General features: G+C 66.3%; 23 protein-coding genes and 1 pseudogene. 6 read left to right on the top strand and 18 right to left on the bottom strand.

The window, feature by feature from the left end; all coding sequences use genetic code 11:
- Positions 1-115: 115 nt before the first annotated feature.
- The 7 genes from RTW82_RS21650 to RTW82_RS21620 form a co-directional block, all read right to left on the bottom strand.
- Complete coding sequence (locus RTW82_RS21650; RefSeq protein WP_043242513.1) at positions 116-1,447, bottom strand: DUF58 domain-containing protein; 1,332 nt, start codon at positions 1,445-1,447, stop codon at positions 116-118.
- A complete protein-coding gene (locus RTW82_RS21645; RefSeq protein WP_410478828.1) occupies positions 1,444-2,577 on the bottom strand; it encodes an AAA family ATPase in 1,134 nt (377 codons plus the stop codon). Before RTW82_RS21645 ends, RTW82_RS21650 begins: the two co-directional genes overlap by 4 nt.
- Positions 2,574-3,869, bottom strand: a complete 1,296-nt coding sequence (locus tag RTW82_RS21640) for a DUF4350 domain-containing protein (RefSeq protein WP_316926436.1) — start codon at positions 3,867-3,869, stop codon at positions 2,574-2,576. The genes RTW82_RS21645 and RTW82_RS21640 overlap by 4 nt, the downstream gene beginning before the upstream one ends.
- On the bottom strand, positions 3,866-5,467 hold the full coding sequence (locus RTW82_RS21635) for a DUF4129 domain-containing protein (RefSeq protein ID WP_316926435.1): 1,602 nt from the start codon (positions 5,465-5,467) through the stop codon (positions 3,866-3,868). Before RTW82_RS21635 ends, RTW82_RS21640 begins: the two co-directional genes overlap by 4 nt.
- Entirely contained in the window at positions 5,454-6,431 is a 978-nt protein-coding gene (locus RTW82_RS21630) for a stage II sporulation protein M (protein WP_263400452.1), read from the bottom strand. The genes RTW82_RS21635 and RTW82_RS21630 overlap by 14 nt, the downstream gene beginning before the upstream one ends.
- The gene (locus tag RTW82_RS21625; protein ID WP_021218052.1) at positions 6,428-7,165 is read right to left on the bottom strand and encodes an RDD family protein; all 738 of its coding nucleotides are present in this window, start codon (positions 7,163-7,165) and stop codon (positions 6,428-6,430) included. Before RTW82_RS21625 ends, RTW82_RS21630 begins: the two co-directional genes overlap by 4 nt.
- A gap of 90 nt (positions 7,166-7,255) precedes the next feature.
- On the bottom strand, positions 7,256-8,008 hold the full coding sequence (locus RTW82_RS21620) for an integral membrane protein (RefSeq protein ID WP_043242520.1): 753 nt from the start codon (positions 8,006-8,008) through the stop codon (positions 7,256-7,258).
- Between the two features lie 181 nt (positions 8,009-8,189).
- Between RTW82_RS21620 and sbcB the strand changes: the two genes are divergently transcribed.
- Complete coding sequence (gene sbcB, locus RTW82_RS21615; RefSeq protein ID WP_271660171.1) at positions 8,190-9,620, top strand: exodeoxyribonuclease I; 1,431 nt, start codon at positions 8,190-8,192, stop codon at positions 9,618-9,620.
- A 58-nt stretch (positions 9,621-9,678) separates the two neighbouring features.
- Here sbcB and mvaT read toward each other — a convergent pair whose 3' ends face one another.
- Entirely contained in the window at positions 9,679-10,056 is a 378-nt protein-coding gene (mvaT, locus tag RTW82_RS21610; protein WP_184492153.1) for a histone-like nucleoid-structuring protein MvaT, read from the bottom strand.
- Positions 10,057-10,366: 310 nt separating this feature from the next.
- Between mvaT and purU the strand changes: the two genes are divergently transcribed.
- From purU to RTW82_RS21595, 3 genes are read left to right on the top strand one after another with little or no spacing between them, the layout of a single operon-like run.
- The gene (gene purU / locus RTW82_RS21605) at positions 10,367-11,218 is read left to right on the top strand and encodes a formyltetrahydrofolate deformylase (protein ID WP_021218048.1); all 852 of its coding nucleotides are present in this window, start codon (positions 10,367-10,369) and stop codon (positions 11,216-11,218) included.
- Positions 11,219-11,246: 28 nt separating this feature from the next.
- Entirely contained in the window at positions 11,247-11,666 is a 420-nt protein-coding gene (locus tag RTW82_RS21600) for a CBS domain-containing protein (protein WP_021218047.1), read from the top strand.
- A 10-nt stretch (positions 11,667-11,676) separates the two neighbouring features.
- Positions 11,677-11,853, top strand: a complete 177-nt coding sequence (locus RTW82_RS21595) for a hypothetical protein (protein WP_021218046.1) — start codon at positions 11,677-11,679, stop codon at positions 11,851-11,853.
- Positions 11,854-11,878: 25 nt separating this feature from the next.
- Here RTW82_RS21595 and RTW82_RS32250 read toward each other — a convergent pair whose 3' ends face one another.
- Entirely contained in the window at positions 11,879-12,643 is a 765-nt protein-coding gene (locus tag RTW82_RS32250; RefSeq protein ID WP_371877133.1) for a methyl-accepting chemotaxis protein, read from the bottom strand.
- A 90-nt stretch (positions 12,644-12,733) separates the two neighbouring features.
- A pseudogene (locus RTW82_RS32245) lies at positions 12,734-13,756 on the bottom strand (cache domain-containing protein); the annotation flags it as partial.
- 117 nt (positions 13,757-13,873) lie between these two features.
- Between RTW82_RS32245 and RTW82_RS21585 the strand changes: the two are divergent.
- Positions 13,874-15,364, top strand: a complete 1,491-nt coding sequence (locus RTW82_RS21585) for a helicase HerA-like domain-containing protein (protein ID WP_184492152.1) — start codon at positions 13,874-13,876, stop codon at positions 15,362-15,364.
- Between the two features lie 61 nt (positions 15,365-15,425).
- On the opposite strand, the gene RTW82_RS21580 is transcribed toward RTW82_RS21585, so the two are convergent.
- From RTW82_RS21580 to RTW82_RS21545, 8 genes are all read right to left on the bottom strand, one after another.
- Positions 15,426-16,901 (bottom strand): inorganic phosphate transporter, encoded by a 1,476-nt coding sequence (locus RTW82_RS21580; RefSeq protein WP_263400446.1) that lies wholly within the window; start codon positions 16,899-16,901, stop codon positions 15,426-15,428.
- A 154-nt stretch (positions 16,902-17,055) separates the two neighbouring features.
- A complete protein-coding gene (locus RTW82_RS21575) occupies positions 17,056-17,253 on the bottom strand; it encodes a hypothetical protein (protein WP_021218042.1) in 198 nt (65 codons plus the stop codon).
- Positions 17,254-17,566: 313 nt separating this feature from the next.
- Positions 17,567-18,976, bottom strand: a complete 1,410-nt coding sequence (gene mapR / locus RTW82_RS21570) for a GntR family transcriptional regulator MpaR (RefSeq protein ID WP_271661273.1) — start codon at positions 18,974-18,976, stop codon at positions 17,567-17,569.
- A gap of 77 nt (positions 18,977-19,053) precedes the next feature.
- Positions 19,054-20,472, bottom strand: a complete 1,419-nt coding sequence (ccoG, locus tag RTW82_RS21565; protein ID WP_271660174.1) for a cytochrome c oxidase accessory protein CcoG — start codon at positions 20,470-20,472, stop codon at positions 19,054-19,056.
- A gap of 185 nt (positions 20,473-20,657) precedes the next feature.
- Complete coding sequence (locus RTW82_RS21560) at positions 20,658-20,816, bottom strand: hypothetical protein (protein WP_271660175.1); 159 nt, start codon at positions 20,814-20,816, stop codon at positions 20,658-20,660.
- A gap of 86 nt (positions 20,817-20,902) precedes the next feature.
- Positions 20,903-21,439 (bottom strand): ADP compounds hydrolase NudE, encoded by a 537-nt coding sequence (gene nudE, locus RTW82_RS21555; protein ID WP_316926434.1) that lies wholly within the window; start codon positions 21,437-21,439, stop codon positions 20,903-20,905.
- A gap of 200 nt (positions 21,440-21,639) precedes the next feature.
- Positions 21,640-22,770: a LuxR C-terminal-related transcriptional regulator gene (locus RTW82_RS21550; RefSeq protein ID WP_316926433.1), complete on the bottom strand. Its 1,131-nt coding sequence runs from the start codon at positions 22,768-22,770 to the stop codon at positions 21,640-21,642.
- Positions 22,771-22,883: 113 nt separating this feature from the next.
- Positions 22,884-23,930, bottom strand: coding sequence for a Rieske 2Fe-2S domain-containing protein (locus tag RTW82_RS21545; protein ID WP_316926432.1), 1,047 nt, complete (start codon positions 23,928-23,930; stop codon positions 22,884-22,886).
- Between the two features lie 183 nt (positions 23,931-24,113).
- Here RTW82_RS21545 and RTW82_RS21540 point away from each other — a divergent pair, with 183 nt between their 5' ends.
- The gene (locus RTW82_RS21540; protein ID WP_316926431.1) at positions 24,114-24,929 is read left to right on the top strand and encodes an SDR family NAD(P)-dependent oxidoreductase; all 816 of its coding nucleotides are present in this window, start codon (positions 24,114-24,116) and stop codon (positions 24,927-24,929) included.
- The last annotated feature ends 6 nt before the right edge of the window (positions 24,930-24,935 follow it).

Below are 24,935 nucleotides of genomic sequence, written 5' to 3'. Positions count from 1 at the left end.
GTGGGGTTGGCGATTGGCAGCATGGGTTTCGCTTCGCTCTACCCATCCTACGGTTGCGCTCAAGCAGTCCGTAGCCCGGGCTTCAGCCCGGGAATCAAGCGTGCCCTGATGGGGGTTAGAGCACGCCGGCCTTTTTCCAGGCGAGGTAGCGGCCGACCAGTTCGGGGCCGAGTTCGCCGGGGCGGCAGTCGAGCACCGGGACGTCGTGGGCAGCCAGGCGTTCGTGCAGGCTGGCGCGGGCGTTGAGGTAGTCCACCGTGCCGCAGTAGGACAGCGCCTGCTCGAAGCCTTGCACCGGTTCCTGGCGCAGGGCGTCCAGCACTTCTTCCCGCAGGCTGGCGATCAGCACCCGGTGATGGCGGCCGAGGCGCTTGACCGCGGCCAGCAGTTCATCGTCGTCTTCATCGCGCAGGTTGGTCACCAGCACCACCAGGGCGCGGCGGCGCTGGCGTGCCAGCAGGGCGTCGATGGCGGCGCCGAAGTCGGCCGGGCGCTGGGTGCTGTTGAGGTCGTAGACGGCGTTGAGCAATACGCTCAACTGGGCCGGGCCCTTGACCGGCGCGAGGTAGCGCTGCTGGTCGCCGGCGAAGGTGCTGAGGCCCACCGCGTCGCCCTGGCGCAGGGCCACGTAGCTGAGCAGCAGGCTGGCGTTGAGGGCGTGGTCGAAGTGCGAGAGATCGCCGTCCTGGCTGCGCATGCGGCGGCCGCAGTCGAGCATGAAGACGATCTGCTGGTCGCGCTCGTCCTGGTATTCACGGGCGATGGGCGTGCGCTTGCGCGCGGTGGCCTTCCAGTCGATCTGGCGCAGGGTGTCGCCGTCACGGAATTCACGCAGCTGGTGGAACTCCAGGCCCAGGCCGCGCCGCGGACGCTGGCGCACGCCGAGCTGGCTGAGCCAGTCGTCCACCGCCATCAGCTGGGCGCCGTAGAGGCGGGCGAAATCCGGGTAGACGCGGGTCTCGCCCGGCAGGTCGAGGTAGCGGCGCTGGCCCCACAGGCCCAGGGGGCTGGGCAGCTCCACCTCGCACAGGGGGAAGGCGAAGCGGCCGCGCTGCAGCGGGCGCACGCGGTAGCCGAACTCGGTGACCTCGCCCGGGTGCAGGGCCACGGATTGCGGCAGGAACTCGGTGTCCATCCCCGCCGGCACATGGTCGTAGACCTTGAGCTGCAGGGCGCGGGTGAAGGCATGGTGCACGCGCAGGCGCACCTCGCCCCAGCGGCCCAGGGACAGATTGCCCGGCAGTTGGCGTTCCAGCGCGGGTGAAGGCAGGCGGCGCAGCCACAGCGCATCGAGCACGGCCAGCAGGGCGAGGGCGCAGAGCAGCCCCCACCAGAGCAGGCGCAGCTGTTCCGGCAGCTTGGTGCCGAGGGCGTGCAGGGTGCCCAGGACCAGCGCCACGGCCAGCAGGCCGGCGATCAGGCCGAGCAGGATGCGCGATGGTTTCATAGGCGCGGCGCCGGCACCTGTTCCAGCAGTTGTTGCAGGACCTGGTCCACGGACTGGCCTTCGATATCCAGCTCCGGCGACAGCCGTACGCGGTGGCGCAGCACCGCCAGGGCGCAGCTCTTCACGTCATCGGGCAGCACGAAGTCGCCGCCGCGCAGCAGGGCGCGGGCGCGACCGCCACGGACCAGGGCGATGGAGGCGCGCGGGCCGGCACCCAGGGCCAGGCCCGGCCAGGTGCGGGTGGCACGGGCCAGGCGCACGGCGTAGTCGAGCACCTGGTCGTCCATGGGCAGTTCGCTGGCGATGCGTTGCAGGGCCTGCACGTCCTTGGCCTGCAGCAGGGTGCGCAGGGGCGCCACCTCCAGCATGTCGGCACGGGCGGAGCGGGTCACCTGGCGCACCAGGGCGAGCTCTTCGTTGGCCTCGGGGTAGTCCATGCGCAGCTTGAGCATGAAGCGGTCGAGCTCGGCTTCCGGCAGCGGGTAGGTGCCTTCCTGCTCGATGGGGTTCTGGGTGGCCATGACTAGGAAGGGCAGGGGCACCGGCAGGGCGCGGCCTTCGAGGGTGACCTGGCGTTCCTGCATCACTTCCAGCAGCGCGGCCTGGGTCTTGGCCGGGGCGCGGTTGATTTCGTCCGCCAGCAGCAGGTTGGTGAACACCGGGCCCTTGCGCAGCTTGAACTGCTCGCTCTGCATGTCGTACACGGCGTGGCCGGTGACGTCGCTGGGCATCAGGTCCGGGGTGAACTGGATACGCGAGAACTCGCCGCCGAAGCAGCGTGCCAGGGCGCGGACCAGCAGGGTCTTGCCCAGGCCCGGCACGCCTTCCACCAGCACGTGGCCGGCGCCGATCAGGGCGGTGAGCACGTCGTCGATGACGGCGGTCTGGCCGACCACGGCTTTCTGCAGTTCCTGGCGCAGGGCCTGGGCCAGCTGGCTGGCGCGCTGGCGCTGGCTGCTGGCTGCCGAGGGCGCGGCGGGTGCCACGGGGGCGGCCGGCGCCTGGGCAGGCTCGCTCGGCTGCACGGCAGCAGTCACGGGGGCCGGGGCTTCGGGGGTGACGTCGGAAAGGTCCAGGTTCAGGCCTTCGGCTTCATCGTTGATCGGCTGATCGGGCGTCTGTTCGCTCATAGGGCATTCCTGAGGCTTTGCAGGTGGGCGACCTGGCGGGTGAATTCGGAGGCGCTGAGGCGCTGCTTGGGCAGCGGCCGCATGGCCTGGCTGATGGCGGCGGTGGGCATGCGGGTCAGGCGGCTGAGCACCTGCCATTGCTCGGCCACGGCGAGTCGTTCGAAACCGGGGTGACGGCGCCGCGCGCGACGCAGGATGTCGCGCTGCAGGCCTTGCAGCAGCACCTGCTTGCCGCTGCGCCGCATAAGGAAGTCGGCGCTGGCGCGCAGGTGTTCTTCCAGCTGGCGGCGCGAGCGGCTGGCCGGTGCCAGTTGCGGCCCCTGGCGACGGCCGACGTGCCAGAGCACCAGGGCGATGAGCAGGGCCAGGGCCGCCAGCGCTTCGGGGAAGTTGCGCAGCAGCAGGGCGGGCAGGTCATCGCGCTCGGCGCGGTACAACAGGGTCACGCCGGTGTCCTGGGTCAGGTACCAGAGCAGCCAGGCGTTGTCGTGGCTGGCGATGTTGTTGTTCTGCCAGATCCAGCTGTCGGTGAGCACGGTGACCAGGCCGTCGCCGTGGTTCATCTGCAGCATGTGGGTGGCGTTGCCGCTGTTGGCCCAGGCGTGGGCGCGGTCTTCGCTGTCGTAGAGGTGGAAGCTGGTATCGAAGTCGATGTAGGCCGGCGCGTCCTCGTTTTCCAGGTAGAGCTTGGTCAGCTCGGGGTAGCGGTCTTCGTCCTCGGGCTCGGCTTCGCCGTCGGCCGGCGCTTCTTCCTCGCCTTCGGCCTGCTGCTCGCTGTCGTCGGTGGCGTCGGACTCGGCTTCATCCTGGGTGTCTTCGGCGCTGTCGGTGGCTTCGCTCTGCTCGGCGTCCTCGCTGTCCTCTTCGTCGAGGTCCTCGCTCTCGTACTGCTGCACGCCGAGGCGGTCCAGCAGCAGGTCACCGCTCTTGCCGTCGTCCTCGTCGTACAGGGCTTCGGCGACGAACAGCAGGTGGCCGCCCTTGGCCGCCCAGTCCAGCACGCGGTCGGCCTGGCGCGGGGTCATGCGGCTGCGGTCGGCCAGCAGCAACAGGGTGTGGCCGGCGGCGGGCAGGTCGTTGAGCACTTCCAGGCCATCGGCGTGCGCCACCGTCAGGCCCTGCTTGCGCAGGTAGCTCTCGGCGGCGAGGTAGATGTTGGCGCGCGCCTCGGGCGAGGCCCCGTGGGCGATGGTTTCCTGATAGGGCTCGATCTTGTTGAGCAGCCAGATGAGGAACAGGCCCAGCAGCAGGAAGAGCAGGGCACCGAAGATGAAACCTCCACGACGGCTCATGCGCTGGCCCCCGTGGCAACGAGGCGGCGCCAGCCTTCACAGAGGCCACGCTTGAGGCTCTCCGGTGGCAGCTGGTGGCCGTAGGCGAGGTTCTGCCAGTGGCGGGTGAGGACCTGGGCGAAGCGCCCCAGCTCTTCACGCTGCAGGTTCTGCACCATGCGCAGCACTTCGCCTTCGGTGTGGGAGCCCTTGAGCGGCAGGCGGAAATCGTGGAGCAGGTGGCTGAGCAGGGCACGGTAGAGCAGGCCGAGGGCCTCGCGCGGGTGCTCGGCCCAGAGCCGTTCGGCTTCGCTGGCGACGTCGTCGGGCAGGGTCTCGGGGGCCACTTCCAGGCCGAACAGCTGCAAGGGGGCCTCGCGGCGCCGGCGTTTCGGCAGGCCGATGTTGCCGGCGAAGGTGGCGAGCCATTCGCGGTAGCGCCAGATGATCAGGGCGATGAGGCTGAACAGCAGGCCCCACAGCAGCACCTTGATCACCAGCGCCAGCCAGCTGGTGCTGTCCCAGAGCTTGGTGAGCTTGAACAGGCCTTCGAGGAAGCTGGTGAGGCTTTCCGCGTCCTCCTTGGAGAGCTCTTCCTTCTTCTTGTCCTTGGCCTCGGCATCCGGGAAGCGCCAGCGGGTCACCGTCTCGCGGTTCTCGAAGGGCGGCTCGTCCAGCAGCTTGGCAATGCTTTCGCTGGAGGCCTGGCTGGTCAGCTCCTGGTGGAGGAGGCGCGGGGCGTCGGGGCCGTTGGGGTCTTCCACCGGGATCGGGCAGCTGCTGGCTGTTTCGTCGGCCAGTACCGGCTGGGCGGGCAGGGCGGTGACCAGGAGCACGCCCATGCCCAGTACCAGGGCGTAGGCGAGACCGGTAAGGCGCTGGCGCAGGCGGCGGAACACCAGCTCGATGTCCCAGGCTTCCAGGGCGGTGCGGCGGTTCAGGTAGAGGGTGAAACCGCAGGCGACGTAGACCGGCTCCCAGATCATCAGCACGAAGAAATACAGGCCGTTGGACAGGTGCTCCAGCCACACCCAGTCGCCTTCGGCCTGTTGCAGGAGTTTCTGCCAGTCCCAGTCGGCCACCACCTGCTGCGGCAGCATCAGGTAGAGCAGGGTGATCAGGCCCATCCACAGGGCGGTTTCCAGGTGCATGCCGATGATGGTGAGCCAGGTGGCGCCACCGGCATCGCGCTGGCCGAGCACCACCAGGCGCTGGCTGCGGGCCGCGCCGGAGAGGCCTTCCAGCTGCATCACCGGCATGTCGAAGCTGCGCGTGGGGCTGAAGCGGCGCCAGGTGAGGCTGGCGATCAGCTGCGGCTTGAGCAGGCGCGGGAAGGCCTTGAGCGCTTCCTTGAGCGTCGGCGTGTCGCCGAACAGCGCGCGGGAAAGGATGTACAGCGGCAGGCGCTCGAAGGCGGGCTTGAGCAGCCAGAAGATGAAGATCGCCCAGCCGGAGTAGTTCCACAGCACCAGGCACAGCAGCAGGAACACCGGCAGGGTGACCAGCGCCCAGCTGGCCATGAGCAGGCCCATGTGGCGCCGGGCGAGCAGCACGCCGAGGTCCATGGCTTCCCAGGCGCTGCGCGGGCGGATGGCGACGCTGGCATCAGTCAGGCGCATGGCGACTCCGACCGGCGAAGCAGAAGTAGCTGCCGAGCAGCAGCCACAGGCAGGCGCCCACGATGTACTTCACCTTGGGCGTGGTGAAGGTCATGGACGACCAGTAGGCCTCGACGAAGGCAGCGATCAGGAGCATCAGCATGGCGCCGGCAATGAGTTTGACGCTGTGGGTGGCGGCCAGGCGCAGGGATTCGGCGCGGGTCATCCGCCCGGGGGCGAGCAGCGCCCAGCCCAGCTGCAGACCGGCGGCACCGGCGAAGGTGATGGCGGTGAGCTCGAAGGAGCCGTGGCCGATGACGAAGGACCAGAAGGTCTCGCCGTAGCCGACCTGGGTCAGGTGCCCGGCCACGGCGCCGATCATCAGGCCGTTGAAGAACAGGAAGAACAGGCTGCCAAGGCCGAAGAGCAGGCCGCTGGCGTAGGTCTGAAAGGCGATGCCGATGTTGTTCATGATGTAGTGGCCGAACATCATCCAGTCGTCGCCGGAGTCGCGCTCGCTGGCGCCGATGCGGTGGGCGTCGGGCTCGTACATGGATTCCATCTCGGCCACCTGGTCCGGCGGCACCACGCTGTAGACCAGGTCGGGAAACTGGTGCACCAGCACGCCCATCACCGCCAGGCTCACGTAGAACAGCAGGCTGGCGATGAGGATGCTGCGCCACTGCTCACGCACCAGGCGCGGGAAGCCGCCGAGCACGAAGCCGACGATCTGCGCGCCGAGGTGGCTGCGGTGACGGTAGAACTGCTGGTGGCCACGCATGGCCAGTTGCTGCAGCTGGTCGATCAGGTGGCTGCTGTAGCCGCGCTCCTGGGCCAGGGCCAGTTGCTGGCAGAGGTGGCGGTAGTCGGCGGCGAAGCCCTCGCAGGACTTGGCGTCGGCCTTGCCGCGTTCCAGAGCGTCGAGCTGGGCGCCGAAGCGTTCCCAGTCGGCCTGGTGGCGACGTTCGAAAAGGCTTTGTTTCATGGGCTTCCCAGTAGGCTCCTGGCGATGCCGTTGAGGCGGGCCTCGGCCTGCTCGGCCGGGACTTCCAGCGGCTCGGCGAGGATGCCCGCCAGCTCGGCGCGGCGACCGCTGGAGAGGCCGCCCTGGCGCTCGGCATAGCCGAGGATGGCGCGCTGCTCGGCGAGGCTCAGGATGAAGGGTGCACGCTGGGGCTCGGCGTCCGGCAGTTGCGGGCGCGAGGGTTTGTCTTCGCGGTAGACCACCAGGGTGCCGGCGGCGAGGTCGCCGAGGCGCTTGAAGGCGGGGTGTGTCAGGGTACTGATGATGCCCAGGGCGTAGCCGAAGGGCAGGATGTCGACGAAGCGCAGCAGGTTGCGTACCAGCGACGAGGACCAGCCCACCGGCGTGCCGTCGTCGTGGACCACGCGCAGCCCCATCAATTGCTTGCCGGGGGAGCGGCCCTGGTTGAGCACCTCGAACAGCACCATGTACCACCAGGTGACGAGGAAGGTGACGATCAGGCCCAGGCCCATGCCGAACTGCCCGAGCAGGAGGAATACCGAGTAGAGCACCAGCAGCAGGATGCCGCGGATCAGCAGGTCCACGGTATAGGCCAGGGCGCGGGGCAGGAGGCTGGCGGGGCGCAGCACGAGGTCGATGCCCTCGGGCGTTTCCACCTGGTAGCGGGTGTCCAGGGGAGCGGACTGACCCTGCTCATTTCCGTATGGGCTGGTGCTGCGGGACGTCGATGTCATGGGTCGACTGCGTTGGGGAAACCACGATGCTAGCGGAGCATCACTTGGCGAGGCAACCGACCCGCCGCTGGGCGGGTCGGCAAGGCGGGATCACTGCGGCGGCGGCAGCACACCGAAGATGGTGCGGTAGAGGATGCCGACCGCGATGATGAACATCGGGAAGGTCCAGATCAGGCCGATGCCCAGCGGGATCGCACTGACCATCATGATCAGCGACAGCACCAGCATCAGGCCGAAGACCTTGAACCAGCGCTGGGTGATGGCCTTGCGCGAGGCTTCCAGGGCTTCCCAGGGCGACAGCTTGCGCTCCATCGCCAGGGGCAGGGCGAGCATGTAGGCGATGGCCAGGTAGAAGCCGGGGATGAGCAGCAGCAGGAAGCCGATGTAGATCAGCACTGCCATCAGGATATTGAGGATGAACAGCGGCACGAACAGGTTGAAGTTGCTGAACAGCTCGTTGAAGTTCAGCGGCTGGCCAGCAGCCTGGCGGATGCCCAGCAGGTAGATGCCGCCGAGAACCGTGGCGCAGAGGCCGGAGCCGATGACGCCGCCGATGAAGGACAGCACCGTGGCGGCGAGTTCACCGGCCATGCCGCCGATGAAGCCCAGGACCAGGCCGAGCAGTGTGGCCAGAATCTGGCTGGCGACACCGTAGATGATCATGCCGCAGACGATCATGCCCTTGGAGCCTTTGACCCGCTGCCAGGATTCGTTGATCACGTCGCCGATGTTGAAGTCGTAGCCACGGGCCAGGGCGGCTTCGATGCTCAGGGCGCCGTTGTCGACGGTTTCGACCAGGGCGCTCTGGGGCGCGGAATAGGGGTTTTCGGGGATGCCTTGCATGGTCGCTTCCTTGTGAGTCGGTGCAGGAGGCGCGGGCCCGGGTCGGGCATGGCGCGAGCGCAATATTTTCGGGCGTCGGCGCGACGAATTCAATCGGCTGCGTCACTGTTTCGCGTATTGGTGGTCGGTGGTCGCTCGCCTGCGGGTGATAGACTCCGGCCCCTTGGCCATAGGAGGCAACGTGACTTCCAGCATCTTCTGGTACGACTACGAAACCACCGGCATCAACCCCCGCAGCGACCGCGCCATCCAGGTGGCGGGCATTCGCACGGACGAGGCGCTCAACGAAATCGAGCAGCCGTTGAACATCTATTGCCGGCCCAGCGACGACATCCTTCCCCACCCGGCGGCCTGCCTGGTCACCGGCATCCTGCCGCAGACCCTGCGCGAGAAGGGGCTGGACGAAGGCGAGTTCATCACCCGCGTGCACGCCGAGCTGTCCCGCCCGGGCACCTGCGGCGCCGGCTACAACACCCTGCGCTTCGACGACGAAGTGACCCGCTACAGCTTCTACCGCAACTTCCACGACCCCTATGCGCGGGAGTGGCAGGGCGGCAACAGCCGCTGGGACCTCATCGACACCCTGCGCACCGCCTACGCGCTGCGCCCGGAGGGCATCGAGTGGCCCACCGAGGAGGGGCGGGTGTCGCTGCGCCTGGAGCGCCTGACCGCCGCCAACGGCATCGACCATGGTCAGGCCCACGAGGCGCTGGCCGACGTGCGCGCGACCATTGCCCTGGCGCGGCTGGTGCGTGATCGCCAACCACGCTTGTATGACTTCCTCTTCCAGTTGCGCAGCAAGCACAAGGTGCAGGAACAGATTCGCCTGTTGCAGCCGCTGGTACATATATCGGGTCGCTTTTCGGCGGCGCGGCATTATTTCTCCGTGGTAGTGCCACTGGCCTGGCACCCGAAGAACCGCAATGCATTGATCGTCTGCGACCTGTTATCCGATGTATCGCCGCTGTTGGATCAGGATGCTGAAACTCTGCGCCGCCGCCTCTATACACGGCGTGATGAGTTGGCCGAAGGTGAAATACCGGTCCCGTTGAAACTCCTGCATATCAATCGTTGCCCGGTAGTGGCGCCCTTGAGTGTATTGCGGCCGGCGGACCAGCAACGCCTGCACGTGGACTTGGCCGCCGTCCAGGAAAGCGCCCGGCAACTTGCCGAGTTGCGTGGGCAATGGCAGGACAAGTTGCCCGCCATCTATGCAGAGGAAGCCTTCCCCGGAACCGAAGATCCGGAGCAGCAACTCTATGATGGTTTTATCGGTGACCGTGATCGGCGGCTGTGCGAACAAGTACGGAATGCCGAGCCGCTTCGTTTGGCCCAGGAACCCTGGCCGTTCGATGATGTGCGGTTGCCGGAATTGCTGTTCCGTTACCGCGCGAGAAACTTCCCGGACACGTTATCCCCCGCCGAGCGGGATAAATGGAGCGCTTTCTGCCGCGGCCGCCTGAGTGACCCGGCCCTGGGCGCGCCCAATACACTGGCGGGCTTCGAGCAAGCGATGGCAGAGCTCCGCGCCACGGCGACGCCAGCGCAGCTGGCGATCCTCCAGGCCTGGTCCGAACATGCCACGCAATTGCGTCAACGCTATGGCCTTTGAGTTTTGCCGGGCAATAAAAAACGCCAGCTGATGCTGGCGTTTTTTTAACCCGTGGCAATTAGCCCAGCAGGGTGGCCCAACCTTCAACGGTGTCGGCGCCCCACTTGGCTTTCCACTCTTTCAGCGTCTTGTGGTTGCCGCCTTTGGTTTCGATAACTTCACCGGTGTGCGGGTTCTTGTATTGCTTGACCTTGCGAGCACGCTTGCTGCCAGTAGTCTTGGCGGCAGCACGCGGGGCCTTGGAAGTTTTGGAGTCCGGATCGAGCAGGGCGATGATATCGCGCAGGGACTTCTGGTATTCACCCATCAGGGCGCGCAGTTTGCCTTCGAACTCCAGCTCTTTTTTCAGCTTGTCGTCTTGCGACAGGTTCTTCAGGCGTTCTTGCAGTTCTTTGATGGCTTCTTCGGTAGCGCGGTATTCGTTGATCAGCGACATGTCTGAGTCCCTTGTGAAAATGGTGATGGCTGGCGATGGCTGAGTGTCAGGAATAATAGTCAGCGCGTTAATACAAGTAAACATGCAGGAAAAGTTTTGTCGGGATTATTTTTAGAATAAGCCGATGTTTGAATTAATCCCTGTTCACAATCGGACCTAACCAAGGATTGGAACTTGCGTGCGTCATCCTCGGCGGGGCGGAGTTGCGGGCTCGCTCGGGGCGGCGACGGGAAGTTCAATGGGGCTGCTGAACTTTTCACGGCGTGTGGATAGAATGACCGCCTTTTGCGAAGTCTCTGGAGTTTCCCCCATGCGCACATTTCGTCTGGTGATCGCCTGCCCGGACGGCGTTGGCATCGTAGCCAAGGTCAGTAATTTCCTGGCGACTTACAACGGCTGGATCACCGAGGCGAGCCACCACTCCGACAATCAGAGTGGTTGGTTCTTCATGCGTCACGAGATTCGCGCCGATTCGCTGCCGTTCGACCTGGACGGCTTCCGCCAGGCGTTCGCGCCCATCGCGCGTGAGTTCTCCATGGAATGGCGCATCACCGATTCCTCGGTGAAGAAGCGCGTGGTGCTGATGGCCAGCCGTGAATCCCACTGCCTGGCCGACCTGCTGCACCGCTGGCACAGCGGCGAGCTGGATTGCGAGATCCCCTGCGTGATCGCCAACCACGACGACCTGCGCAGCATGGTCGAGTGGCACGGCATCCCCTACTTCCACGTCCCGGTCGACCCGAAGAACAAGCAGCCGGCGTTCGAGCAGGTCTCGCGCCTGATCGACGAGCACAAGGCCGACAACGTGGTGCTGGCGCGCTACATGCAGATCATCCCGCCGGACCTGTGCCAGAAGTACCGCCACCAGGTGATCAACATCCACCACAGCTTCCTGCCCTCGTTCATCGGCGCCAAGCCGTACCACCAGGCCTCGCTGCGCGGCGTGAAGCTGATCGGCGCCACCTGCCACTACGTCACCGAGGAACTGGACGCCGGCCCGATCATCGAACAGGACGTGGTGCGCATCAGCCACCGCGACAACATCGAAGACCTGGTGCGCCTGGGCAAGGACGTGGAGAAACTGGTGCTGGCGCGCGGCCTGCGCTATCACCTGGAAGACCGCGTGCTGGTGCACGACAACAAGACCGTCGTCTTCGACTGATCGCGTAACAGGAACAAGGAACGATCCCATGCTCAAGTCCGTCCAGGTTCGTGACTACATGACCCATCACCAGGTGAGCTTCCGGCCGGACACCGACCTGTTCCTGGCCATCGAGCGCTTGCTGGAGCACCGCCTGAGCAGTGCCCCGGTGGTCGACGCCCAGGGCCACCTGCTAGGCATGCTGTCCGAGTCCGACTGCCTGCGCGGCATTCTTTCCGGTGCCTACTACGATGCTGTAGGGGGAGTGGTGGGCGCGTGCATGCGGGCGCAGCCGGGGAGCGTTTCCCCGGGCGAGGACGTGGTCGATGTCTGCCAGCGCTTGCTGCGCGAGCAGCATGAGGCCTTGCCGGTCGTGGAAGGCGGTGTGCTGGTGGGCGTGCTCAGTCGTCGTGACGCCTTGCGCGCGATCAAGGCCTTCGCCCAGCACGACGCCGGCCGCCCGACCTAGGAGCTTGAGCATGTCCGACCCTCTCGACCGCGCGACCTCGAAAGCCCCGCCCACCCTCGGCGAGGGATGCGTGCGGCGCTATGACCCCGAGGCGCTGGACGAGGAGGACGGCACCGACTTCCCGGATGCCGAAGCCCTCTGGAAGCAGATCCAGGACGAAGCCGACGAAACGAAAAAGGCGCCTTGAGGCGCCTTTTTCATTCCCGTACGGTTCAGATGCGGAAGCTGTCCACCAGGTGCTTCAGGCGCGCGGCCTGCTGTTCCAGGTCGGCGCAGGCGCGCAGGGTGGCCTGGAGGTTTTCCACGCCTTCCTGGTTGAGCATGTTGATCTCGTTGATGTCCACGTTCAGTGATTCCACCACCGAGGTCTGTTCCTCGGTCGCGGTGGCCACGGACTGGTTCATCCCGTCGATCTCGCCGATGCGCTGGGTCACGCTGGAAAGGCGCTCGCCCGCCAGGTTGGCGATGGTCACGCTTTCCTCGCTGTAGCGCTGGCTCTCGGTCATGGTGTTGACCGCCTCGCGGGCGCCGACCTGCAGCTCCTCGATCATCTTCTGGATTTCCTGCGCCGACTCCTGGGTGCGGTGGGCGAGGTTGCGCACCTCGTCCGCGACCACGGCGAAGCCACGGCCCGCCTCACCGGCACGGGCGGCTTCGATGGCGGCGTTGAGCGCCAGCAGGTTGGTCTGCTCGGAGATGCCCTTGATGACTTCGAGGATCTGCCCGATGTTCACCGTCTTGCTGTTCAGCGTCTCGATGTTGCCGCACGAGGCGCGGATCTTCCCGGACAGGTCGCTCATGGCGACTATGGTCTTCTCCACCACCTGGCGGCCGTCCTCGGACTGGTTGCGTGCATCGGAGGCCTGGTGCGAGGCATCGGCGGCGTTGCGGGCGATCTCCTGGGCGGCGGCGCCCAGTTCGTTGATCGCCGCGGCCACGCTGTTGGTGCGCTGGGCCTGCTCATCGGAGTTGCTCATCGACGAGTTGGAAGCCGACAGCACCAGCTTGGCCACCTCGTTGACCTGGCGGGTGGTGGCGGAAACCTCGCGGATGGAGGCGTGGATGCGCTCGACGAACTGGTTGAAGGACTGCGCCAGCTCGCCGAACTCGTCCTGGGAGTGCACCTCCAGGCGGCGGGTCAGGTCGCCCTCGCCCTGGGCGATGTCCTGCATGGCGCGGCCCATCAGCAGCAGCGGCTGCATCAGCACGCGGATCAGCATGCCCAGCAGGGCGATGATGATCACCACCGCGATGACGGTGACGATGATCGCCGAGGTGCGGAACTCACGCAGCATCGAGAACGCCTCGGCCTTGTCGATGGACAGGCCGATGTACCACTTCACCGTCGGCAGGCCCTTGATCGGGGCGAAGGTGAGGATGCGCGCCTGGCCGTCCAGCTCGGACTCTGAGAACTCGGGGCTGATGCGCGGCGTGTTCCTGGGGTAGATGTCCGCCAGCTTCTTCATCACGAAATCCTTGTTCGGATGAACCAGGATGGTGCCGTCCTCGCTGACCAGGAAGGCGTAGCCCATGCCCTGGAAGTCCAGCGAATTGACGATCTGCTGCAGCGTCTGCAGGCTCAGGTCGCCGCCCACCACGCCCTTGTCTCCGGCGGGGGTGGCGATGGTCATGATCAGCGTGCTGGTGGCGGCGTCGATATAGGGTTCGGTCAGGGTGGTGGTGCCGGCGGCCATGGCGTCCTTGTACCAGGGACGGGTGCGCGGGTCGTAGCCTTCGGGCATGGCATCGTTCGGGCGCATGGTGAAGGTGCCGTCGGCGCTGCCCAGGTAGGTGAAGGAGAAGGTCGAGGCCAGCACCTTCTGTTCCAGCAGCGAGGTCACGGATTCGGCTTCGGCGTGGCGGGAGATGTTCTGCGCCACGTTCTCCACCAGCAGGATCCGGCCCGAAAGCCAGTTCTGGATGTTGCTGGCGGTCACGTCCCCCATTTCCTTCAGGTAACTCTCCAGGTCGTCTCGGATCGCATTCCGTTGCAGGTAATCGTTGTAGAGCGTGAATAGCGAGAACGCCGCTATCACTACCAGAGAGGCGGCCAACAGGATCTTGTGGCTGAACTTCAGGTTCTTGGTCATGTTTTCTTGCGTCCGATTGATGCAGGTACCAGTCTTGGCGGGTCGCCGTTTTTTCTTAACGGATCCGGCGTTGAACACTGTGTCGGTACAGAACCAGTAAAGCTTGAGGATGGCGAGATGCCTGCATCCAGTTCGATAATTCTTGGCGCTGACCCTTCCGGCCAGCCGATCGCCCAGGCACTGCGCCTGGCCAACCGTCACGGCCTGGTGGCGGGGGCCACCGGCACCGGCAAGACGGTGACCCTGCAACGCCTCGCCGAAGCCTTCAGCGACGCGGGGGTGGCCGTGTTCGCCGCCGACATCAAGGGTGATCTCTGCGGCCTAGGCGCTGCCGGCGTGCCCCAGGGCAAGGTCGCCGAGCGCATCGCCTCCATGCCCTGGCTCGGACACCAGCCCAAGGCCTATCCGGTGACGCTGTGGGACGTGGCCGGCAAGAGCGGCCACCCGCTTCGTACGACACTCAGCGAAATGGGCCCCCTGCTGCTGGGCAACCTGCTGGAACTCACCGACAGCCAGCAGGCGGCCCTCTATGCCGCCTTCCAGGTGGCCGACCGCGAAGGCCTGCTGCTGCTCGACCTGAAGGACCTCAAGGCCCTGCTCAACCACCTGCGTGACCACCCCGAGCTGCTTGGCGAGGACCGTGCCCTGTTCGCCGGCGCCTCCGCCCAGGCCCTGCTGCGGCGCCTGGCCACCCTGGAGCAGCAGGGCGCCGACGCCCTGTTCGGCGAGCCGGCCCTGCAACTGGAAGACATCCTCCACCCCGACCGGGACGGCCGTGGCCGCATCCACCTGCTGGACGCCAGCCGCCTGGTGCACGAGGCGCCCAAGGTCTACGCCACCTTCCTGCTCTGGCTGCTGGCCGAGCTGTTCGAGCAACTGCCCGAGCGCGGCGATGCCGACAAACCGGTGCTGGCGCTGTTCTTCGACGAGGCGCACCTGCTGTTCGCCGACACCCCGCGTGCGTTGCAGGAACGCCTGGAGCAGGTGGTGCGGCTGATCCGCTCCAAGGGTGTCGGCGTCTACTTCGTCACCCAATCCCCCAGTGACCTGCCGGATACCGTCCTCGCCCAGCTCGGCCTGCGTATCCAGCATGGGCTGCGCGCCTTCACCGCCAAGGAGCAGAAATCCCTGCGCGCGGTCGCCGACGGCTTCCGCCCCAACCCGGCGTTCGACAGCCTGGCCGTGCTCACCGAACTGGGCATCGGCGAAGCCCTGGTGGGTACGCTGGAAGAGAAGGGCACGCCGGCCATGGTGCAGCGCGTGGCCATCGCCCCGCCGCAATCGCGCATCGGGCCGCTGAGCGAGGCCGAGCGTGCCGAGCTGGTGCGCAGCTCGCCCCAAGCCGGGCGCTATGACAAGCCCATCGACCGCGAGTCCGCCTACGAAATCCTCACCGCCCGTGCCGCCGATGCGCCCGCCGCCCCTGCCACCAAGGGCAAGGCCGCGCCCGCCGAGGCCGAGTCCGGTTTCGCCGGTGCCGCCGGCGAACTGCTGGGCAGCCTCGCCAGCCAGGCGATGAAAACCGCCGTGCGCCAGGCCGCCAACCAGCTGGGCCGGCAACTGGTGCGCGGGCTTATGGGCTCGTTGCTGGGCGGCAAGCGCCGTTGACTGCGGATTCGCCGCAACGAAAAAGGGCGCCCGAAGGCGCCCTTTTTCATGGCTGCATGGCTCAGACGATGAACTTGGTCGAGAGCCAGAACAGCGCCGCGGCCAGGGCCATGGAGGTGGGCAGGGTCAGCACCCAGGCCAGCAGGATGTTGCGCACCGTGCCGCCTTGCAGGCCGCTCTTGTTGGCGACCATGGTGCCGGCGACGCCGGAGGACAGCACGTGGGTGGTGGACACTGGCAGGCTGTAGATGTTGGCCAGGCCGATGGCGGCGGCGGCGGTGATCTGCGCGCTCATGCCCTGGGCGTAGCTCATGCCCTGCTTGCCGATCTTCTCGCCGACGGTCAGTACCACGCGCTTCCAGCCGACCATGGTGCCGATGCCCAGGGCCAGGGCCACCGCGAGGATCACCCAGAAGGGCGCGTACTCGGTGGTGGCGGTCAGGTCCTTGCGCAGCTTCTCCAGGTCCGCCTTCTCGCGGGCCGGCAGGTCGGAGAGCTTGCCCACCTTCTTCGCGGTGTCGTCCAGGCAGAGCAGGTAGCGACGGGTCTCGACGCGGGTTTCCTCGCTCATGTCGCTGTAGCTGGCCACGCCCTTGAGGTTGGTCAGCAGGCCGTCGATGGTCGCTTCGGTCTGTTTCGGATCGCAGCGGAACGCCTGGGGCATCTCGCTGATGTTGCCGCCTTTGCCCAGGGCCAGCATCTCGCCGAGGGTATCGGTGTGGCGCTGGTAGAACTGGCTCAGGTGAGTGGCGGCATCACGGGTGCGTTCGATCTGGTAGGTGGTGCTGTTCAGGTCGAGCACGAACTTCGCCGGGACGATGCCGATCAGCACCAGCATGATCAGGCCGATGCCTTTCTGGCCGTCGTTGGAACCGTGCACGAAGCTCACGGCCATGGCCGAAAGCACCAGCACCAGGCGGTTCCAGAAGGGTGGGTGCTTCTTGTCGTCGACTTCCTTGCGGGTCTCCGGGGTCTTGTGCATCTTCGACGCCGGGTAGAACCACTTCAGCGACAGCAGCAGCAGCGCCGCGACCATGAAGCCGGCGGCCGGGGAGAAGATCAGCGACAGGCCGATATCGATGGCCTTGCCCCAGTTCACGCCTTCGCCCAGGGGCAGATCGGTGATCATCGCGTTGGCCAGGCCGACGCCGAGGATCGAGCCGATCAGGGTGTGGGAGCTGGACGCCGGGATGCCCAGGTACCAGGTACCGAGGTTCCAGGTGATGGCCGCCGCCAGCAACGAGAACACCATGGCCAGACCGTGGCCGGTGTTGACGTTGATCAGCAGCTCCACCGGCAGCAGGTGGACGATGGCATACGCCACGCCGACGCCGCCCAGCAATACGCCGAGGAAGTTGAAAATGCCGGAGAGGACCACAGCGCGGTAGGGCGACATGGCCTTGGTGTAGATAACCGTGGCGACCGCGTTGGCGGTGTCATGGAAACCGTTGATGAACTCGAAGGTCAGGACGAATGCCAGGGCGAGCAACAGGCTCACGACCAGCCAGGCATCAAGCCCGCTGAAGAGATCGAACATGAAGGTTTAGTGACAGGCTGGTTAGGGGGCGCGAATTATGCCAGAAATCCGGCCCGCGCCCAGCGCCCGACTGCCGATCGGTACCTGATGGCACTGCGGCATGGCAGCGCAGCCCAGTAAAACCGGGCTGCGCGACGCATTGTTCGAAATCGTTTCAGCTGTTCTGGCCGAGCTCTTTCTCGATCTTCTGGATCTCGCGCTCGAAGGCCTGGTCCAGGTAGTTCGAGCGTTTGCGCCAGGGCTTGCGCTCGGGGTCCGGTTGCGCGGCATAGGTGGTTACTTCGCCGCCATAAACATCCTTGAATCGTTTTTCCTGGCGCTCGAGTTCGGCGCGCAGTTCGTCTTTCGTCACGTAGTGATCCGCTTCGTCTGATAGAGGTCTTGAATGAGTGTCCGGCGATGGAAGGCGCGGGGCCTTCTGCAACTTTCGCCTGTCATGGAGTTGGGCCGAATGGCCGTCTTCCATTGTCTTCACGACTATCCCGGTCGCGTTCGCCGCACCGTCGCAAGCCAGGTATGCCGCGCCTTGCGCGAATTACCGGAGAACTTGGGGAGGGGCACCGAAGTATATAGGGAAATTCACCAGAAGCTCTATCGAATAGAAAGCCGAACGCACGACGAGTTCAACTTTCGTTGCACTCGCCGTGCACTTCCCTGGTGCGTACTCAAAGGCTGCGGATGATTCGCCCGAGTGTTTCCATGGCCTGTTCGCTGCGTGCCGTCCAGGGGTGGCCGTAGTTCAGGCGCGCGCAATTGCTGAAACTTCGCGTGGCCGAGAAGATCGGTCCGGGCGCGATGCTGATGCCCTGGGCCAGGGCCAGCTGGAACAGGCGCAGCGAGTCCACTTGCGCGGGGAACTCCAGCCACAGGAAGTAGCCGCCATCGGGCCGGCTGACCCGGGTCTGCTCCGGCAGGTGGCGTGCCACGGCCGCCAGCATCGCGTTCTGCTGGCTCTCCAGGGCATAGCGCAGGCGCCGCAGGTGGCGGTCGTAGCCGCCGTGCTGCAGGTAGTCGGCGATGGCGGCCTGGGCCGGCACCGAGGCGGAGATGCTGGTCATCAGCTTCAACCGCTCGATCTCCCCGGCGTAGCGTCCGCCCGCCACCCAGCCCACCCGGTAACCCGGTGCCAGGCTCTTGGAGAACGAACTGCAATGCATCACCAGGCCTTCGCTGTCGAAGGCCTTCACCGGCTTGGGCGCCTGCTGGCCGAAATACAGCTCGGCGTAGACGTCGTCCTCGATCATCGGCACCTGGTACTGCTTCAGCAGCTCGGCCAGGCGTCGCTTGCGCGCTTCGGTAAGGCTCGCGCCCAGGGGGTTGTGGAAGTTGCTCATGAACCAGCAGGCCTTGATCGGCAACTGCTCGAGGCTGCGTTCCAGCACCTCCAGGTCGATGCCCTCGCGCGGGTGCACGGGGATTTCCACCGCCTTCAGCTTCAGCCGCTCCAGCACCTGCAGGCTGGCATAGAAGGCCGGCGACTCGATGGCCACCAGGTCGCCCGGGCGGGTCACCACCTGCAGGCACAGGTTCAGCGCTTCCAGCGCGCCGTTGGTGATCACCAACTCCTCGATGGGCAGCGGCAGGCCGCCGACCATGTAGCGCAGGGCGATCTGCCGGCGCAGGCCATGGTTGCCCGGGGTCATGTCGGAGACGGTGGAGCGCGGGTCCATCTCGCGCACCGCATGGGACATGGAGCGCGCCAGGCGTTGCAGGGGGAACAGTTCCGGGCTGGGGAAGGCCGAGCCGAAGGGCACGGTGTCCGGGTCCTTGATGGAACTGAGCACCGAGAACACCAGCTCGCTCACGTCCACCTCGGTGGTGGCCGCCTCACGGACGGGCACCTCCGGTTCCTGCAGCGGGCGCTGCACGTGCTGGCAGACGAAGTAGCCGGAGCGCGCACGGGCGATGATCAGCCCGCGGCTCTCCAGCAGGTAATAAGCCTGGAACACGGTGGAGGCGCTGACCCCGTAGGTGCGGCTGGCGTGGCGCACCGAGGGCACCTTCTCCCCCGGTGCGAGCACGCCGGTGCGGATCAGCTCGGCGATCTCATCGGCGAATTTCTCGTAGCGCTTCATCTTGTCCTGCGGGTGGGCGGCCTGGGCCGCCCACTCTAAGCGCTGCGTCGGGCCGCCGCCACAGGTGCCGTCCATGCTCAACGGTGGGGGCTGACGAAGGTGCTGTCGGCGCTGGCGCTGGCCGCATCGCCGTCCAGGCTGGTGAGGCGGAACACCAGCTCGCGGGAGCCACCGCCCAGCGCGTCGTCTTCCTGGGCCACCGAAACCGGCAGCTCGAGGATCTCGCCCGCTTCGATCTTCACCTCGGCCGGTGCCTGCAGGCGCAGGCCCTCGCCTTCGGCCAGCTCCAGGCGGTAGCGGTGGGCGAGCTGGGTCTTGTTGATCAGCTTGAGGTTGTAGATGTTCTCGATCTCGCCAGCGGCGTTCTCGCGGAACATGCCCCTGTCCTTGATCACGTCCATGGAGATTTCCGAGCGCGCCGCCAGCAACCAGCCGAACGCGCCGATCATCAGCACCAGAGCGGTGGCATAGCCAACCAGGCGGGGGCGCAGCAGGTGGGTGTGGCCACCTTCCAGGGCGCGCTCCGAGCTGTAGCCCACCAGGCCACGGGCATAGCCCATCTTGTCCATCACCGAATCACAGGCGTCCACGCAGGCCGCGCAGCCGATGCAGGCGATCTGCAGGCCATCGCGGATGTCGATGCCGGTGGGGCACACCTGCACGCACACCGTGCAATCGATGCAATCGCCCAGGCCCTGGGCCTTCGGGTCGACGCCCTTCTTGCGCGCCCCGCGGGACTCGCCCCGGGCGGCATCGTAGGAAACGATCAGCGTGTCCTTGTCGAACATCACGCTCTGGAAGCGCGCATAGGGGCACATGTGGATGCACACCTGCTCACGCATCCAGCCGGCGTTCACGTAGGTGGCGGCGGTGAAGAACAGCACCCAGAACAGCGAAATGCCGCCGGCCTGCAGGGTCAGGATCTCGGTGGCCAGTTCACGCACCGGGGTGAAGTAGCCAACGAAGGTCACGGCCGTGGCCAGGCTGATGGCCAGCCACAGGCCGTGCTTGGCCAGGTTGCGCAGCACCTTCTCCACGCCCCAGGGTGCGGCGGCCAGCTTGATGCGCTGGTTGCGGTCGCCCTGGGTGCGCTGCTCGACCCACATGAACATCCAGGTCCACACGCTTTGCGGGCAGCTGTAGCCGCACCACACGCGCCCGGCGAACACCGTGATGAAGAACAGCCCGAAGGCGCAGATGATCAGCAGCCCCGACAGCAGGATGAAATCCTGCGGCCAGAAGGTCGCGCCGAAGATATAGAACTTGCTGTCCTCCAGGCTCCAGAGCACGGCCTGGCGGCCATCCCAATCGAACCAGAGGGTGCCGAAGAACAGCAGGCACAACAGCCCGGCGCCGAGCAGGCGGAAATTGCGGAACCGCCCGGTGAAGCTGCGGGTGTGGATCGGGGCACTGGAGGCATAAAGGGACTTGCTGGCGGCGGCGGGGCGACTCGGTTGGACGACCTCTACCTGCCTGACGGGAATCATCTCGCTCATGATGCTGGCCTTTTGGGCTATGACGGCGAGGCGGACTATAGGGAGAGGCTGATACTGGAAACAGATTCAGGTGATGGGGCAAAAACCATATCAGATTGGCCGCGATGGCCGTCTGGCCCGCAAGGTGCGTGGTTTCTGGCGGGGCACGGGTGTGCCCTGTGCAGAGCGCGGCAATCGGTCGCGGGCTAGAAGCGCAGCGCCGGGCGATAACAGGCGTGGATCTGCGCCTGGCACGGGTTGACCCCGGCCAGGGGTGTCAGCAGCGGGCTCTGTAACAGGCTGATGTAGGCAGCGCCCAGGGCGCAGGTGAGCAGGGTCAGGCACAGCTTCGTTCTTATTGTCATGGTCGTTCCCCGGTGAGGTTGGACGCCGCTTTTGTTGTGCCGCCCACCCTAGGGCGCCCTGTGGCATATCGCCTCGTCCGGACGGACTAGAGGTTCGCCAGGGCCATGAACAGCGCCGCGATCGCCCGCGCCTCGTGCAGCTCGCCGCTGGCCACCAGCCCGGCGACGCCCGCCAGGGGCACCCGCAGCTGTTCCAGGGGCTCCGGCTCGTCGCCCTCGGCGGTGGCGGGCTGCAGGTCTTCGGCCAGCACCACGGTGCAGCTGTGGCACAGGTGCCCGGGGGCCAGGCTCAGGGTGCCCAGCTCACGCAGGCGCCCGGCACGCAGGCCGACCTCCTCCATCAGCTCGCGATTGGCCGCCTGCAGGCAGGTCTCGCCCGGCTCCACGCCGCCCTTGGGCAGCCCCAGCACCCGCGCCTCCACCCCCACCGCGTACTCGCGCACCAGCAGCACGTGCTGTGGGGCGGGCAGGGCCACCACCAGCACCGACTGGTAGCCGGAACCGCGCAAGCGCTCATAGACCCGCCGCTGGCCATTGCTGAATTCCAGGTGCAGCGCCTCGATCTGGAACCACGCGCTGCGGGCCAGCAATTCGGTCTTGAGGATGGTGGGTGGGCGACGCATGGCAGGTTTCCCATAGAGGATCGACCACAGCCTCGCCCCGCAGGCGCACAAGGGCATCGTCCGGACGGACTAGCGCCGAGCCCCTGCGTGCTGACGGTTTCGTAGGATGGCGTAGAGCGAAGCGAAACCCATCGCGCGGTGCCGCAAACGGGCCTGCCCCTGACCGGCACACACCCTTCGTCCAGTGCGCGCCGCTCCCTTCACCCCAGGGTCGCCACGCTCCTCAGGATCAAGCGCACCAGCATGGTCTGGCGGGTCACCCCGGTCTTGGAGAAGGTCGAGCGCAGGTGCGCCCGCGCAGTGTTGCGGCTGATGCCCAGCACGTCGGAGGCTTCGTCCAGGGTCAGGCCGTTGGCCAGCAGCATCGCCAGCTGGGCCTCCGCCGGGGTCAGGTCGAACAGCGCCTTGACGATCTCCTGCGGCGCGCTGGATTCCTGCTCCGGGTCGCTGATGAAGATCACCACCGAGGGGCACTGCTTGCCCTCGTTCCAGGCCGAGAGCGGCACCGAGCGCACGATGATGCCCAGGTCCGCCTTGCCCGAGGGGCGCTGCACGCGCAGGGCCTCCACCACCGACGGCAGGTTGTTCTTCTGCGACTGCAGGGCCTGCTTCACCAGGCGGCGGAACTCCTGGGTGTCACGCGGGTTGCCCACCTGCAGGCCATCGTTGACCAGCTTCAGGCCGTCCTTGTCCTGCAGCAGGCGTTCGGCCACGCGGTTGGTCTGCAGCACCTTGCCGTCCTCGTCGAGGATGATGGTGCCCACCGCCAACTGGTCCACCGCGCCGGCGTACAGGTTGCGCTCGGTCTCGATGCGGTTGAGCTGCATGTGCAGCTTGATGGAGCGCTCCAGGTGCGGCACGAACTGGGTCAGCAGCTGCTTGTCGCTCTCGGTGAACTCCGGGTCCTCGCGCCCCCGGCTCACGCGGATGCGGCACTGGGCGCCATCGCAGGTGCGGATGTCGGCGCCGAGGATGTGGAACACCCCCACCGGCTCCAGGAAGCTCTTGAAGAACTCCGACTCCACCCACTCCTGCCGCGACAGGAACTCGCTGTTGGTCACCACCTGGCGGTTGGGCAGGCCGACGAAGGGGTCGAGGGCGAAGAAGTGCTTGTTGTAGGACGCGGTGACCTCGGTTGAGCTGCCGGTGGTGTTCACCATCAGGCCCTCGGCGTGCTCGCTCGGCGGCCGCAGGATGAAGGTCACGTACTTGCTCTGCAGGTACTGGTTCAGGTGATTGAGGAAGGTGGCCCAGGGAGTGTCTTCGAGCGGCCCCTGATAGAGATCGCCGAGCATCCCGCTGAATTCATCGAGCGTGAGTGTGTGTGCCATGACTGAACCATCTTTTTTATTTTTGTAGTGTGCTTCTTACCGGCTGACGGGATATTTCAGCAAGGCAGATCGTCACCTTCTGTAGGGAGGCGACGATCCAGCCGGTAACGCGCTTATGCGGTTTCGGTGATGTCCAGTACGACGAAGGAGCGGGGTTCGGCGAGGTTGCCGGGCAGGTCGGCGACGTTGGTGTAGAACTGCTCGTACCACTTGCGCAACTGGTAGACCGGGCCATCGCCGTCGCACAGCAGCGGGTTGTCGACACGGGTCTTGCTGTGCCAGATGGCCACGTCCTCGTAGAAGGCGTCCTGCGCCTGCTTCACGTAGGCCTTGGCCATCTCGCGGTTCTGCTCATCGGAGAGCCCGGGGATCTTCTTCACCAGCACGCCGTAGCGCAGGGTGAAGCTGTTCAGGTCGATGGGCACGTGGCAGTTGAGCAGGATCGAATGGATGGGCACGCCGTCCATCGCTCCCGTCATCTCGGTGATCTGGTAGGCCGGGCCGTAGTAGGTGGCCACTGTCGTCAGCTCGCTGTCGCCGGAGAGGCGCGCGCTGCTGCCGCGCATCACCTGTACCGCCATGTGCCGCTCGAAGGTGTTGCTGAAGTGATTGAGGTCGGTGCCGTGTACGGCGTCGAAGTGCGCCATGTCCGAGACGTTGTCGATCAGCTCGCGGCAGTGGGTGTCGATCTTCAGCTCCGCCACTTCCCATTCGGCCCAGGCCTCGTCGAAGCAGGCATCGATGCGCGGGATGGCCTGCTCGGCGATGGGCGGGTTGCCTTCCGGGTCGTGCCACACGAACAGCAGGTTGTTCTGCTCGCAGACCGGCCAGGCCTTGATCTTCGCGCGGGGTGGAATGCGCTTGGCGTAGGGGATGTCGTCGCACACGCCGTCGGCGCGCCAGCGCCATTCATGGAAGGGGCAGCGGATGGCGTCGCCCTCCACGCAACCCTGGCTCAGGTCCGCGCCCATGTGCGGGCAATAGCCGTCGAGGATGCGGATCTGCCCATCGTCCCCGGCGAAGGCCACCAGGCGAGTGCCGAACACATCCAGGCGGTGGGCCTTGCCGTCACGGTACTGGGCCGCCAGCCCCAGGCAGTGCCAGCCGCGTGCGTAGCGCTCTTCCAGTTGCCGGGTTTCGATCCGGTGCAGGGTGCTCATCTTCTTGTTCTCCCATCAGGGTTATCGAGAGCTGCACACGGCTCAGGCAGACCGGCGCAGCGAATGCACTGCAACGGATTCTGCTGAGCCTGGATTTCCCGGCATCGTCTGATCGGACGATGGCCCCGATGGCGGCCCCGGTTCTACTGCGGGGCACAACGACACATACAAGGGGAGTCAGCCATGAACGTCGAACCCGGCCAGGTGGCGGTGATCACCGGAGCCGCCAGCGGCATCGGCCGAGGCCTGGCGCAGGAGGCCGCCGCGCGCGGCTTGCGCCTGGTGCTCAGCGACATCGACGGCCCGCGCCTGGCGGCCCTGGCCGCCGAGCTGCAAGGGCAGGGCGCGGAGGTCGCCACCCTCACCGCCGACATCAGCGACACGCAGCAGGTGCAGCAGCTCCGCGAGCTGGCGGTGCAGCGTTTCGGCGGCGTCGACCTGCTGTTCAACAACGCCGGGGTCATGCAGACCGGCTTCAGCTGGGAGATCGACCGCCGCCAGTGGCAGCGCCTGCTGGACATCAACCTCGGCGGCGTGATCAACGGCGTCCACGCCTTCATGCCGCTGCTGCTGGCCCAGGGCCGCCCGGCCCAGGTGGTCAACACTGCTTCACTCGCCGGCCTGGTCTGCAGCCCCCTGCTCGGGCCCTACACCGTCAGCAAGCAGGCGGTGGTCGCGCTCTCGGAAACCCTCCACTACGAACTCGCCCTGCAGCAGTCCCAGGTAGCCGTCTCGGTGCTCTGCCCGGGCCCGGTGGCCAGCGACATCATGGGCTCCAACAGCCCCCTCGGCGCGGCCACCCAGCAGCTCGACGCGCTGCTCGACAGCAGCATCCGCGAGGGCATGGCGCCGCGTGAGCTGGCCCGCGAGGTGTTCGCCGGCATCGCCGCCGGGCGCTTCTGGCTGCTCCCGCACAAGAACTTCAAGCCGGCGCTGGAGCAGCGCCTGGCGAGCATCCTCGAGGAGACCAACCCGGTCTTCCAGATGGCCGACATCTAAGGAACC

The organism is Pseudomonas sp. zfem005 (genome assembly GCF_032621735.1).
GTDB lineage: Bacteria > Pseudomonadota > Gammaproteobacteria > Pseudomonadales > Pseudomonadaceae > Metapseudomonas > Metapseudomonas solani.
Note: the sequence above shows the minus strand (reverse complement) of the source record. Positions and strands in the feature narration are given on the sequence as shown.

Excerpts from the sequence above, each read along its gene's own strand:
- purU (WP_021218048.1), top strand. The coding sequence starts at position 10,367 with ATGCGCACATTTCGTCTGGTGATCGCCTGCCCGGACGGCGTTGGCATC.
- RTW82_RS21585 (WP_184492152.1), top strand. The coding sequence starts at position 13,874 with ATGCCTGCATCCAGTTCGATAATTCTTGGCGCTGACCCTTCCGGCCAG.
- RTW82_RS21550 (WP_316926433.1), bottom strand. The coding sequence starts at position 22,770 with ATGGCACACACACTCACGCTCGATGAATTCAGCGGGATGCTCGGCGAT.
- RTW82_RS21620 (WP_043242520.1), bottom strand. The coding sequence starts at position 8,008 with ATGCAAGGCATCCCCGAAAACCCCTATTCCGCGCCCCAGAGCGCCCTG.
- RTW82_RS21625 (WP_021218052.1), bottom strand. The coding sequence starts at position 7,165 with ATGACATCGACGTCCCGCAGCACCAGCCCATACGGAAATGAGCAGGGT.
- ccoG (WP_271660174.1), bottom strand. The coding sequence starts at position 20,472 with ATGAGCGAGATGATTCCCGTCAGGCAGGTAGAGGTCGTCCAACCGAGT.
- RTW82_RS21560 (WP_271660175.1), bottom strand. The coding sequence starts at position 20,816 with ATGACAATAAGAACGAAGCTGTGCCTGACCCTGCTCACCTGCGCCCTG.
- RTW82_RS21645 (WP_410478828.1), bottom strand. The coding sequence starts at position 2,577 with ATGAGCGAACAGACGCCCGATCAGCCGATCAACGATGAAGCCGAAGGC.
- RTW82_RS21650 (WP_043242513.1), bottom strand. The coding sequence starts at position 1,447 with ATGAAACCATCGCGCATCCTGCTCGGCCTGATCGCCGGCCTGCTGGCC.
- RTW82_RS21635 (WP_316926435.1), bottom strand. The coding sequence starts at position 5,467 with ATGCGCCTGACTGATGCCAGCGTCGCCATCCGCCCGCGCAGCGCCTGG.
- mapR (WP_271661273.1), bottom strand. The coding sequence starts at position 18,976 with ATGAAGCGCTACGAGAAATTCGCCGATGAGATCGCCGAGCTGATCCGC.
- RTW82_RS32250 (WP_371877133.1), bottom strand. The coding sequence starts at position 12,643 with ATGAGCAACTCCGATGAGCAGGCCCAGCGCACCAACAGCGTGGCCGCG.
- RTW82_RS21545 (WP_316926432.1), bottom strand. The coding sequence starts at position 23,930 with ATGAGCACCCTGCACCGGATCGAAACCCGGCAACTGGAAGAGCGCTAC.
- nudE (WP_316926434.1), bottom strand. The coding sequence starts at position 21,439 with ATGCGTCGCCCACCCACCATCCTCAAGACCGAATTGCTGGCCCGCAGC.
- RTW82_RS21580 (WP_263400446.1), bottom strand. The coding sequence starts at position 16,901 with ATGTTCGATCTCTTCAGCGGGCTTGATGCCTGGCTGGTCGTGAGCCTG.
- RTW82_RS21640 (WP_316926436.1), bottom strand. The coding sequence starts at position 3,869 with ATGAGCCGTCGTGGAGGTTTCATCTTCGGTGCCCTGCTCTTCCTGCTG.
- RTW82_RS21595 (WP_021218046.1), top strand. The coding sequence starts at position 11,677 with ATGTCCGACCCTCTCGACCGCGCGACCTCGAAAGCCCCGCCCACCCTC.
- RTW82_RS21630 (WP_263400452.1), bottom strand. The coding sequence starts at position 6,431 with ATGAAACAAAGCCTTTTCGAACGTCGCCACCAGGCCGACTGGGAACGC.
- RTW82_RS21600 (WP_021218047.1), top strand. The coding sequence starts at position 11,247 with ATGCTCAAGTCCGTCCAGGTTCGTGACTACATGACCCATCACCAGGTG.
- mvaT (WP_184492153.1), bottom strand. The coding sequence starts at position 10,056 with ATGTCGCTGATCAACGAATACCGCGCTACCGAAGAAGCCATCAAAGAA.
- RTW82_RS21540 (WP_316926431.1), top strand. The coding sequence starts at position 24,114 with ATGAACGTCGAACCCGGCCAGGTGGCGGTGATCACCGGAGCCGCCAGC.